The sequence below is a fragment of the Escherichia sp. E14V7 genome (assembly GCF_004212225.1).
GTDB lineage: Bacteria > Pseudomonadota > Gammaproteobacteria > Enterobacterales > Enterobacteriaceae > Escherichia.
Map to the genome: position 1 here is coordinate 128,188 of NZ_RHJJ01000012.1, position 12,643 is coordinate 140,830.

The 12,643-nt window shown below is 49.7% G+C and carries 9 protein-coding genes; 5 read left to right on the forward strand and 4 right to left on the reverse strand.

The features are described from left to right. Nucleotides 1–42: 42 nt before the first annotated feature. On the forward strand, nt 43–741 hold the full coding sequence (ypfH, locus tag D9741_RS14155) for an esterase (protein ID WP_130214575.1): 699 nt from the start codon (nt 43–45) through the stop codon (nt 739–741). A 97-nt stretch (nt 742–838) separates the two neighbouring features. On the opposite strand, the gene D9741_RS14160 is transcribed toward ypfH, so the two are convergent. From D9741_RS14160 to D9741_RS14170, 3 genes are read right to left on the reverse strand one after another with little or no spacing between them, the layout of a single operon-like run. Further along, a complete protein-coding gene (locus D9741_RS14160; protein WP_000383836.1) occupies nt 839–1,039 on the reverse strand; it encodes a YpfN family protein in 201 nt (66 codons plus the stop codon). A gap of 27 nt (nt 1,040–1,066) precedes the next feature. Next, the gene (gene dapE / locus D9741_RS14165; RefSeq protein ID WP_130214573.1) at nt 1,067–2,194 is read right to left on the reverse strand and encodes a succinyl-diaminopimelate desuccinylase; all 1,128 of its coding nucleotides are present in this window, start codon (nt 2,192–2,194) and stop codon (nt 1,067–1,069) included. Between the two features lie 3 nt (nt 2,195–2,197). Then, nucleotides 2,198–2,554 carry an ArsC family reductase gene (locus tag D9741_RS14170; RefSeq protein WP_130207437.1) on the reverse strand — a complete coding sequence of 119 codons (357 nt, stop codon included), beginning with the start codon at nt 2,552–2,554 and terminating at the stop codon, nt 2,198–2,200. 378 nt (nt 2,555–2,932) lie between these two features. Between D9741_RS14170 and ypfM the strand changes: the two genes are divergently transcribed. Further along, nucleotides 2,933–2,992, forward strand: a complete 60-nt coding sequence (gene ypfM, locus D9741_RS14175) for a protein YpfM (protein ID WP_001386977.1) — start codon at nt 2,933–2,935, stop codon at nt 2,990–2,992. Between the two features lie 92 nt (nt 2,993–3,084). Here ypfM and acrD read toward each other — a convergent pair whose 3' ends face one another. Beyond that, nucleotides 3,085–6,198: a multidrug efflux RND transporter permease AcrD gene (acrD, locus tag D9741_RS14180; RefSeq protein WP_064526280.1), complete on the reverse strand. Its 3,114-nt coding sequence runs from the start codon at nt 6,196–6,198 to the stop codon at nt 3,085–3,087. Nucleotides 6,199–7,664: 1,466 nt separating this feature from the next. Here acrD and D9741_RS14185 point away from each other — a divergent pair. From D9741_RS14185 to D9741_RS14195, 3 genes are all read left to right on the forward strand, one after another. Continuing rightward, the gene (locus tag D9741_RS14185; protein WP_276319952.1) at nt 7,665–8,858 is read left to right on the forward strand and encodes an autotransporter strand-loop-strand O-heptosyltransferase; all 1,194 of its coding nucleotides are present in this window, start codon (nt 7,665–7,667) and stop codon (nt 8,856–8,858) included. 3 nt (nt 8,859–8,861) lie between these two features. After that, nucleotides 8,862–9,344: an ESPR-type extended signal peptide-containing protein gene (locus tag D9741_RS23790; RefSeq protein ID WP_130214569.1), complete on the forward strand. Its 483-nt coding sequence runs from the start codon at nt 8,862–8,864 to the stop codon at nt 9,342–9,344. Nucleotides 9,345–9,607: 263 nt separating this feature from the next. Further along, on the forward strand, nt 9,608–12,643 hold a 3,036-nt coding region (locus D9741_RS14195; protein WP_205712979.1), incomplete at its 3' end, for an autotransporter-associated beta strand repeat-containing protein.

A 12,643-nucleotide genomic window follows, 5' to 3' on the forward strand; every position in this document is an offset into this window, starting at 1 on the left:
GTCAGCGGCGTAAAATTAATGACATCAGTTAAGGAGTTCGCCATGAAACATGACCATTTTGTTGTTCAAAGCCCGGATAAACCTGCGCAACAGTTGTTGCTGCTTTTTCACGGTGTCGGCGATAACCCCGTAGCGATGGGGGAGATCGGCAGTTGGTTTGCACCGCTGTTCCCGGATGCGCTGGTGGTGAGTGTCGGTGGCGCGGAGCCGAGCGGTAATCCGGCGGGGCGCCAGTGGTTTTCGGTGCAGGGTATTACGGAAGATAATCGCCAGGCGCGTGTGGATGCCATCATGCCGACGTTTATTGAGACGGTGCGCTACTGGCAGAAACAGAGCGGAGTAGGGGCTAACGCCACGGCGCTAATCGGTTTCTCACAAGGCGCGATTATGGCGCTGGAGAGTATTAAAGCCGAGCCTGGCCTTGCCTCACGCGTCATTGCTTTTAACGGACGCTATGCCAGCCTGCCGGAAACCGCGTCTACGGCCACGACAATTCACTTGATTCATGGTGGTGAAGATCCGGTTATCGATTTGGCGCATGCGGTTGCGGCGCAGGAAGCGTTAATCAGTGCCGGTGGTGATGTGACGCTGGATATCGTGGAAGATTTAGGCCATGCGATCGACAATCGCAGTATGCAATTTGCCCTGGATCACTTGCGTTATACCATTCCGAAACATTATTTCGACGAAGCGCTAAGTGGCAGTAAGCCTGGCGATGATGATGTAATTGAAATGATGTAATAACAGCTGCGTAGGCCTGATAAGACGCGTGAGCGTCGCATCAGGCATTGTTCTCCGTTGCCGGATGCGGCGTTAACGCCTTATCCGGCCCCTCAGCTTATTTCTTCGGTTGATCCTTTTTCGGCCAGTCGTCGTCATCGTCCCACTTATCGTTGAAATCACGATGCGGGGGAAGCTCCGGCTTGTTGGCGAGAAATTTCTTATGGTCGACGCGCTTGAGATCTTTAATCACGTTCAGCAGGACGCCCACCAAAAAGACAATCACCAGAATCCACCAATATTTAGCCAGCCAGTCCATGCTTATTTCCTCTTACAGAACGACTCATCAGGCGACGAGCTGTTCCATGATACGTTGATACATACGGGCAAGTAGCTGCAGGTCGGCAGCATTCACACATTCATTAATTTTATGAATGGTAGCATTGACCGGCCCGAGTTCCACCACCTGCGCCCCCATGCGAGCAATAAAGCGCCCGTCGGACGTTCCGCCTGTGGTCAGTAGCTGCGGTTTAATTTCATTATAGTGCTCAACCGCGTTAACGACTGCATCCACCAGTTTACCGCGCGCGGTCAAAAATGGCTGCCCGGAAAGCCACCAGTCGACGGTGTAGCGCAGTTGATATTTCTCCAGCAAGGCAAGCACCTGTGCTTTGATCATCTCATCAGTCAGTTCGGTACTGAAGCGGAAGTTAAACTGCACAAACAGCTCACCCGGAATAACGTTGTTACTGCCCGTTCCAGCCTGAATATTGGCAATCTGCATACTGGTCGCCGGGAAGAATTCATTGCCCTGATCCCACTCAATAGCCACTAATTCATTAAGGAAAGGTGCTGCGCGATGTACTGGATTATCAGCCAGATGCGGGTAGGCCACATGCCCTTGCACGCCATGAATGGTAAGGTTGCAGGTTAACGATCCACGACGGCCATTTTTCACTACATCGCCAACCACTTCGATACTCGACGGCTCACCGACCAGGCAGTAATCCAGCCGTTCATTACGCGCCATTAAAGCTTCGACGACTTTGACCGTGCCATTGTGGGCGCTGGCTTCTTCGTCTGAGGTGATCAGAAACGCCAGTCGGCCTTTATGGTTGGGATGTTGCGCGACAAAACGTTCTGCTGCCACTACCATTGCCGCCAGCGAGCCTTTCATATCAGCCGCGCCGCGCCCGAACAACATGCCATCGCGAATGGTTGGCTCAAATGGTGGGTTGATCCAACGGTCGGCATCGCCTGGGGGGACTACGTCAGTATGTCCGGCAAAGGCCAGGGTTTCTCCTTGTCCGCGCCACGCCCAAAAATTCTGCGTATCCGCAAAATCCATGCGTTCAATGGTAAAACCGATTGCCTGCAGACGGTCGATCATGATTGCCTGACATCCTGCATCATCAGGACTTAAGGATGGGCGGCGAATAAGCTGCTGTGTCAGCTCAATAACCGGACACGACATAGACTACACCTCATGGAAAAATTGCTGATAACTGGATTCACTGAAACCCAGCAGCATAGGCTTCCCTGGCGCACAGAGCAATGGGCGTTTGATGATTGCAGGCATTTCAGTCATTAATGCCATAGCGGAGGCCGCATCGGTGATATTGTTGCGGGTGGCTTCGTCCAGCTTGCGCCAGGTGGTGCCACGGGTGTTAAGTAACGCTTGCCAGCCTAATTCATTGATAAAAGAGTTCAACAATTCACTGTTCAGGCCATCAACACGGTAATCGTGAAAGCGAAAGTCGATGTTATTGGTTTCCAGCCAACGGCGTGCTTTTTTAATGGTGTCACAATTTTTGATACCGTAAAGGGTAACCATAATGAATCCTTTTGCGATTATTAAGAATAACTAATCATTTGGCGGTTGATACATATTTCCCGTAAATGATTATCAGGCAATATAACATTATTAAGGTATTTAACTTAACAATTATTAAATGGTTGTGAACAATTTTAATGCCATTATTAAGAATGTTCCTCTTGGTATATTTTTGTATTTTAAACAGAATTAATTCAGTATTAGAATCCGTATGAATATGTCGAAATGTTGCTGTTCATCACATAAAAATCCCTGTCACAGGGCCATAGTATTAACGTAGGCTTTGCCCCGGAGGTAGTAATCACAGCAATCGAATAAATTAGCTTCACCACGGTATATTGTTTCCGTAGAATACCCATAATTATAAGAGAGGTTGTTATGATTGAACGTGAACTGGGGAACTGGAAAGACTTTATCGAAGTTATGCTTCGTAAGTAATTTCCAGAACAGGAAATGAAAGAACCTGACGTCAGGTTCTTTATCAGAGAGTTGAAAAAGGCGACACATACGTATGTCGCCTTTTTTATTGCTTATTCTGGTCGAGGCTTCAGTGGGAAGCGACGACGCACCAGCACAAAGAATAGCGGCACGAAGTAAATCGCCAGAATGGTGGCAGAAATCATCCCGCCCATTACGCCAGTACCGACTGCGTGTTGACCACCGGAACCGGCACCACTGCTGATCGCCATCGGCAATACGCCGAAGATAAACGCCAGCGATGTCATCAGAATCGGACGTAAACGCTGACGGCAGGCGTAGAGCGTCGCTTCAAACAGGTCGTGGCCTTTTTGATTCATTTCGTTGGCAAACTCAACAATCAGGATGGCGTTTTTCGCCGACAAACCAATGACTGTTAGCAGGCCAACCTGAAAGTACACATCGTTTTCCAGCCCACGCATCCAGGTTGCCAGCAGTGCGCCGATAACCCCCAGCGGTACAACCAGCATTACCGAGAACGGTACTGACCAACTTTCATAAAGTGCAGCCAGACACAGGAATACCACCAGCAATGAAATGGCATACAGCGCCGGAGCTTGCGCACCGGAAAGTCGTTCCTGGTACGACATCGCTGTCCACTCCAGTCCAAAGCCGTTCGGCAACTGCTTCACCAACGATTCCATAATATCCATCGCGGTACCCGTACTGACGCCCGGGGCGGCTTCCCCGACAATCTCTACCGCAGAATAGCCGTTATAGCGTTCCAGACGCGGCGAGCCTGTTTCCCAGCGAGAGGTCGCGAAGGCGGAGAAAGGCACCATGCCGCCGTCTTTGTTACGCACATACCACAGGTTAATGTCATCTGGCAGCATGCGATACGGCGCGGCAGCCTGCACATAGACTTTCTTCACGCGACCGCGATCCATAAAGTCATTCACATAGCTCGAGCCCCACGCGGTTTGCAGCGTGTCGTTAATATCGTCAATGGCAACGCCCAGCGCCTGCGCTTTGCGCTGGTCGATATCAATCTGCAATTGCGGGCTGTCGTCCAGACCGTTATGGCGCACACGGGTAAGTTCTGGGTTTTCCGCCGCGAGCGCCAGCAGCTGATTACGCGCGGCCATCAGCGCATCGTGACCAGCCCCGGCGTGGTCCTGCAACTCCATATCAAATCCAGCGGAGCTGCCAAGACCGCTGATAGCAGGCGGGCTACTGGCGATAACGCGAGCTTCTTTGATTTTATTAAATTCTTTTGTTGCACGTTCGATAATGGCAAACGAGGTGCCTGTTTTACTGTCGCGTTCGCTCCAGTCTTTCAGGCGGACAAACATTCGTGCCACGTTTTGCCCGTTCCCTCCTGGGCCAGAACCGACAGTGGCAAACACCGACATGATGTTGTCTTTCTCATGGGTGAAGTAATACTTCTCGATCTGTTCCACCACTTTCAGGGTCTGTTGCTGAGTCGAACCGCTGGGTAACTGTACCGAGGTGGTAAACATGCCACGGTCTTCCAGAGGCAGAAACGACGTCGGCAGACGCAGAAACAGGAACACCATGCCGCCTAACAGCAGGACGTAAATCAAAATCCAGCGCAGGCTCCGGTGGAGAATTTTCGCCACCCCTTTTTCGTAGCGTTCGGCGTTGCGGTTGAACATCTGGTTAAACCAGGCAAAAAAGCCTTTCTGCCCGTGATGCTCACCTTTTTTCAGTGGCTTAAGTAGCGTGGCGCACAATGCCGGAGTCAGGATCATCGCCACCAGAACCGACAGCACCATTGCCGCAACAATGGTTATAGAGAACTGGCGATAGATAGCCCCGGTGGTGCCGCCAAAGAAGGCCATTGGCACAAATACGGCAGAAAGCACCATTGCAATCCCGACCAGTGCGCCCTGGATTTGCCCCATCGATTTACGTGTGGCTTCGCGAGGAGTGAGTCCTTCCTCACTCATAATACGTTCGACGTTTTCCACCACCACGATGGCGTCATCCACCAACAGGCCTATAGCCAGCACCATCGCGAACATGGTTAAGGTGTTGACGCTATAGCCGAAGGCATAAAGCACCGAGAAGGTTCCCATCAACACTACCGGCACAGCGATAGTTGGAATCAGTGTAGCGCGGAAGTTTTGCAGGAATAGATACATGACGAGGAAAACCAGCGCGATGGCTTCTAACAGAGTTTTCACTACGTCTTCAATGGAGGCCTTAACAAACGAGGTGGTTTCATACGCCACCTTGTACTCCAGTCCGGGCGGGAAATACTGCGCCAGTTCATCCAGACGGTTGATCACCAGTTCTGCCGTTGCCATTTCGTTCGCACCGGAGGCCAGTTTTACCCCCAGCCCCGAGGCTGGTTTACCGTTGAAACGGCTAAGATAATCGTATTTCTCCGCTCCCATTTCGACGGTGGCGACATCACCCAGTTTCACTTCCGAACCGTCCTGATTTACCCGCAGAGTGATATCACGGAACTGTTCTGGCGTTTGCAACAGTGATTGGGCGTTAATGGTGGCGTTGAGTGCCTGGTTATCGACCGACGGTGTACCGCCAAGCTGCCCAACCGCAATCTGTGCGTTCTGCGACTCAATGGCGTCAGTGACATCTTTGGCGGTCATCTGGAAACTGTTCAGTTTTGCCGGATCCAGCCAGATACGCATCGAATATTGCGAACCGTAAGCGTCGATATCACCAACGCCGTTCACGCGGCTTAACGGGTCCTGAATATTACTGGCAACGTAATCGGCAATATCCTGTTTATCCATCGAACCATCGGTTGAGACGAAGGCAATGGTCAGAATGTTGGTATCGCCGGTTTTACGCACCGTCACGCCCTGATTTTGCACCGCCTGCGGTAGTTTACGCATGGCCGACTGCAACTGGTTCTGCACCTGTTGCACTGCTTCGTCCGGATCTGTGCCAGCTTTAAAACTGAGCGTTACTGACGCCTGTCCAGTACCGCTGCTTTGTGATGACATATACATCAGGTTATCGAGGCCTGTCATATTCTGCTCGATAACCTGGGTCACGGTGTTTTCCAGCGTCTGGGCTGACGCACCAGGATAGTTAGCGGTCACTCGCACATTCGGTGGTGCGAGATCCGGGTACTGTTCAACGGGCAATGAGAAAATGGCCAGGGTTCCTGTCAGACACAACAGAATTGCCAGCACCCAGGCAAAAATGGGGCGATCAATAAAGAAATTCGCCATTAAAAGAGGACCTCGTAGTTCTGCGTATCGTTATGGGCATGCCTTGCTTCACTGTAGCGGCAAGGTACGAGCCAATCGTGGAGAAAAAAAGGAGATAATGTAAATTATCAGCACTCGGTAGCAAAGTTTGCATAAGCGCAAAGTGACGACAGCTATCTCTTTCCATTGCAGTGTCTGAATGAGTAGTGTTCTCAATCTATTGATTTGTAATAAAAAAACATAGTCATTTTTTATTTGACCATCGCCGGAAAGAACATCATTCGAATCCTGTTAGCGAAAATGCATCTTTTACAAATGTAAAGCCACAGCAGGATGTTAACAAAAATTCTTCTTAACGGAATAGTTTCCGGGCATCGTTTTGCCCGGAGAGTTTGCAAAAAGCGAACATCTTGTTTGCCTGGTTCATTGCAATAGGTAAGGAAGCAGCTCGTTTTTTCTGACAACCATCAACATACTAAACACTATTTTACGACTCCTGCTAATATTTATATGAATATATAGAGATATTAAATTGATGCCATGTATGATTCTTGTGTTTTGTTTGTGTGGAAGTATTCTTGATATTTATAATTTTATACGAAAATGGCTTTCTCTCTTTCTTATGAATCAACGTCGGGTATCTTCTCCCTCTGTGGTTTTTAAGATGGAAAGCATATTTTTTTTGGTTAAAAATCATATGGTAAGTAATGCTGTAAATGTTTTTAGCTTTCTTTTTAAGTATTTCAGTTATCTTCATAAGCACTACGGGAATTATTCTTCAGATAGATCGATCTATTTTATAGATCGATTTTTATTTATCGATCTATAAAAACTATATGACTTTATTTAAATAAAGTGTCACTATTTTTAATATCTATTTTCTGGAGGGCGTGTCGCTCATGGTAGATTATTGCTAATAAAGTGTATTGGCATGGGTTGTAATGGTTTTTTTTTATTGATTTTTGTATTGCATGTATTTTATAGGAATGTAAAAAATAATCATATTGTTTGTATTTTATTGATTTTATTGGATTTTTTTCATTTTTCAAAGCGTCATGAAGACTGTTTTTGACACATTGTATCAGGCGGGTAACAGTGGCTTACTATTGGTTAGTGAACGGAAGATGAAAAATTAATATAGAAACAACTAATCAATAACTGGTTGATGATAATGAATTTAAGTCGTTGGTTAAATATCAATGGTTGGGGTGTGCTAGCGCAAAAAATAAAAAACATTTTACTCTGATGAATGCTTTAGCTATTTTTCAATGCTTGTCATGGGTAGGGGATATATTGCGCTAATTTCATTAATTTATGCTGCGTGCAGTATATGTTTATCACCTGAGTGTTGAGATAAAAATTATCTGTTATGAAAAATCATAATGGGTGAGTTTGTTTTCTTCCTAAAAATAAGGCGTTTTATTGAACTTTAATTAAAAAGGAATTTTACAGTGAGTAATGATGATACCTTTGTAGGTACTAAAGCGTTGCTGCAATCTTTTGCTAATGCACCTTATGTCCCCACTCAAAAATCCCTACACGGCATTCGCTACGATTTCAATGATGGCGCGCGCGTCAAACTCCCTCCGGGTAACTGGTTGGTTAATTTAATCGACGACGCTTCCGGTAATGTTTTATTTACCTGCCAGTCCAATGAAGGCTGGGTATTGAGCGGTAAAAAGTACTTCGTTGATTTTCGTATTCAGGTCTTTAAGGAGGATGAATCCACGCCGGTACTGGATGTCGAGCAGGATCTGCGAGACAAATCGGTCATTATTCATTTCCCCACCGGAACGTTAGGCGATCTCCTTGGCTGGTTTCCATATGCCGAACGTTTTCGCCAGCAGCATCAGTGTCAACTGGAGTGTGTGATGGGAGCAGAAATTATCGAACTGCTCCACGAACAGTACCCTGAAATACAGTTCTCCACGCGCGAAACCATTAAAACTCATAATCCCTACGCCAGCTACCGCATCGGGTTGTACTTCGAAGCTAACGACACTCATCAGCCGCTGGATTTTCGTCAGGTCGGTTTTACCCGCATTGCAGGCTATATCCTCGGCGTTCCGCCGCAAGAAGAACCACCTCGGCTGAAGCTCGATGCACCGCGTGTCATTGATGAACCCTACGTTTGTATCGCCACCCAGTCCTCTTGCCAGGCGAAATACTGGAACAACGGTCATGGCTGGTCGGAGGTGGTGGCTGAGCTGAAAACGTTGGGTTATCGGGTGCTGTGTATTGATAAGGAAGCACATTACGGCTCTGGTTTTGTCTGGAACCACATTCCCCACGGTGCAGAGGATTTTACCGGTGCGCTGCCGTTACAACAGCGGGTAGATCTCCTGCGTCACGCGGACTTTTTTGTCGGTCTGAGCAGTGGCCTGAGTTGGCTGGCATGGAGTTGTCACATCCCGGTGGTGTTGATTAGTGGTTTTACCGATCCGCAAAGCGAGTTCTATACCCCGTGGCGGGTATTCAACTCACACGGCTGCCACGGCTGCTGGGATGACGTAAGCATCGATTTTGACCACGAAGATTTTTTATGGTGCCCGCGTCATAAGGGTACCGACCGGCAATACGAATGTTCTCGACTTATTACCGGCCAGCAAGTTAACCGCATTATCCATCGGCTCCATCAAACCCTGAGCGACGAACGCGCCGCCCTTAGCCTAAAGGACTAATTCATGAATAAAACCTATAACATTGTCTGGAGTGCGGCACGAAATATGTATGTTGTCGCCTCTGAATTTTCACGTGGCGATAGCCAGATGAAAACCCAGGTACGGTCAGTGGCGGCAATGGTGCTGTTGGCATTAAGCCCGATCAACGCTCAGGCGGCCTTTACGGCGGAAGTGACGGATGCAACAGTTACCAGTGAGGTTGTGGAACAAGGCACCCAAAATATCAACAACGGCGGTGTGGCAATCACCACGGTGGTGAACACTAAAGGAATTCAGAAAGTTTACTCTGGTGGCACGACATCGGGGACTTTGATAAATTCGGGGGGCTGGCAGTATGTTTCTTCAGGCGGTATCGCCATCAGTTCCACGGCAGACCGCGGTCACCAGACTATCCTCTCAGGTGGTATCGCGACGAGTACCACGATAGAAGACTTCGGTTATCAGTACGTTTCGGGGGGGGGGGTAGCGCAACGAATACCATCATAAACGAATATGGTTTTCAGCGGATTTCACAGAATGGTATCGCCTCAGATACCACGATAAATGGCGGTAATCAGGAAATCTACTCCGGCGGTACCGCCACAGGGACGACAATAAACAACAAAGGTGAGCAGTTCGTTTCCTCAGGCGGATTTGCTACGGATACCACGGTAAACAGCGGCGGAACTCAACATCTCGCCGCGGGGGGGAGCGCCACAAGCACGACAATCAGCAAAGGCGGTCAACAGAATGTGTATTCTTCCGGAACTGTGGCAGATACTACGGTAAATGGTGGTGATCAGTATCTCTTTGATGGCGGGACTGCAACTGGCACTACGTTAAATGGTGTGGATAGCTCTCAGTTTATTTATGAAAATAGTATCGCGACAGACACCACGCTAAATAATGCCAGACAATTTGTTTCCTCTGGCGGCACCGCCATTAATACCACAATCAACAACGGCAGTGATCAACAGGTTTTGGCCGGTGGCATTGCAATTGAATCCCTGAATAACAGCGGTGGTCAGTTGCGTGTTAGTTCAGGTGGATCCGCCACGAAGGTGACCAATAAAGGGATGTTACTTGTTCTGGATGGAGGCACCGCAACAGAGGTCAATCAGGCCGTGGGGGCCGGACTTATTACCAGTACTGATGCCACTGTGAAGGGAACTAACGTCAATGGTGCTTTTAGTATTGACGCTGCCAGCCACACAGCCAGTAATGTGTTACTGGAAAATAGTGCTTCTCTTAGCGTTAATAATAGCGGGACTGCCACTAACACTACGGTAAACCGTAAGGGTACACTTAGCGTCAGCAGTGGCGGTGTCCTGGCAGGGAACACACTCATCAACGAAGGTGGTACGCTGAAGGGCCAAAATAGCGCGGTGGTCAATCAGGGGATCCTGACGATGGATGGCGAGCAGGGAACACAGAATTGGTCATTGCAGGGCAGCGGTTCGCTGGTGAAAACCGGAGATGGTTCGCTGACGATGACCCGTGGAGGGACGTACAGCGGTGGCACAGTCATTAGTGGCGGTACACTCAATGCCAATGACCTGAAAGCGTTGGGTTCGGGTGATATTGATAACTCCGCCACGCTTAACCTCAACGCCTTCGGTACGTATGTGGCGGGAGATGTCACCACACACAACGGTGGCGTCACCTCGCTGGCTGCCGGAACCATGCTTGATGCAACCTCTCTCAACCAGCAGGATGGCAGCACGCTGAATATCACGCTGGGGAATGGAGTCACCAGCCCTGTTATCACCGCCGACACGGTAAATATTGACGGTTCGCTGAATATCACCGGTATTGGCAATATCTCCGCTCCTCTGTCACACGATCCCTATACCTTCACCCTGATTGATGCCGACAACAGTATCACCGGTAATTTTGACAATATTACTATTGGTGGGATGGATGCGGGGATGGTCGATTTTATGACGATCGGCGGAAAGATCAGCGCCACTGATGATTCTCAGTATGTACTGACCAGTACGCTGACCTGGTACGCGGATATCAGTCATCTTTCCACCGATGCCCACGGCACCTTTACTCTCAGTGGTCCAGGGGACCGTTTTGAGCTGAACACTGCGCTGGCTGATGTTGTCCCCAACAGTACCACCGGCTGGGACGGTAAAACACTGACCAAAGCAGGTGAAGGTACCCTGATCCTCAACGCCTCCAACACTTATAGTGGCGATACCTATGTTAACGGCGGGACGCTGATTGCCGGAACGGATAACGCGCTGGGGACAGACGGCGGTCTGGTGCTGGCGTCAGGTGCGACCTTTGAACTGAATGGTATGAGTCAGAGTTCCAATTATCTGCGCAGCGATGCTGGCAGCACCCTGAAACTTGATGGTGGTGAACTGGTTCTCGGACGCAACATTCATCAAACTTCGGAAATATCAGGGACAGTTACCGGTAGTGGTTTGCTGGATATCTATGGCTCGCTGGATATTGACGAGGAAAGCGATCTCAGCGGGCTGAGTGCGACAATTGATATCGAGCAGTATGCCGACGTGTATAGCTGGAATGCGGCTCTCGGCACTGGGAACATAGTGGTTGACGGGACGTTACAAATGAACGCACCAGCTGGTGAACTGAGTAATAATCTCAGCGGCAGCGGCAGCATTTGGGCAGAGAGTGCGCTCACTGTCAGCGGCGACAACGATGATTTTAGCGGCACCTGGACCATCCGTAAGGACAGCAGCCTCACCGTGATGAACGCCCCGGCGTTGGGTACAGGCAATGTTGTTGATGGCGGCGCCCTGTATCTGGGCGGTACGGATAACTGGGCGCTGAACAGCGGTAACGTGATTAGCGACTACGCCATGTATGATGGCGACAACCTTGTAGACGCGAGCGCAGGTAAAGTGGTGAAACAGGATGCCAACACCATCACTATTACAAATGCTAACAGCTACAGTGGCGGTACGCTGATTGAGAAGGGAACGCTGAATGCTGATCATGTCGCGGCTCTGGGCACTGGCGATGTGGATAATCATGCCACGCTGAATCTGAACGCAGTCGGGCAGTACGTGCTGGCGAACTTTACAACATACAGCGCTGGTACCACCTCGCTGGTGGCGGGCTCGACGCTGGCAGTTGACGCCTTTGTTCAACAGGATGACAGTACGCTGAACATCAGCCTGGCGCCGGATGCGACCAGCCCGCTGGTCATCGCTGACAGTGCCTCGCTGGACGGCACGCTGAATATCACCGGCATTGGCAATATTAAAGATCCACTGACTCACGATCCCTACACCTTCACTCTGATTGATGCCGACAGCGCCATCAGCGGTGATTTTGAAGAGCTGACCGTCGCCGGAATCGAGGCCAAAGAAACCGACTTCCTGACGGTTGACAGCCGCATTAACCCTGCGGATGACACACAGTACGAACTGACGACCTCACTCTCCTGGTATGCGGATGTGGATAACGCCGCTACCGATGCGCACGGCACGTTTACCCTGAGCAACCCGGATGGTAGCTTCACGCTGAATACCGCGCTGACGGATGTGGATGCCAACAGCTCCACTGGTTGGGATGGTAAAACACTGACCAAAGCAGGCGACGGTACGCTGATCCTCAACGTCTCCAACACTTATAGTGGTGACACCTACGTAAACGGCGGGACGCTGGTTGCCGGAGCCGATAATGCGCTGGGGACAGATGGCGGTCTGGTGCTGGCGTCAGGCGCGACATTTGACCTGAATGGTATGAGTCAGAGTTCCGATTATCTGCGCAGCGATGTTGGCAGCACCCTGAACCTTGATGGCGGTGAACTGGTTCTCGGACGC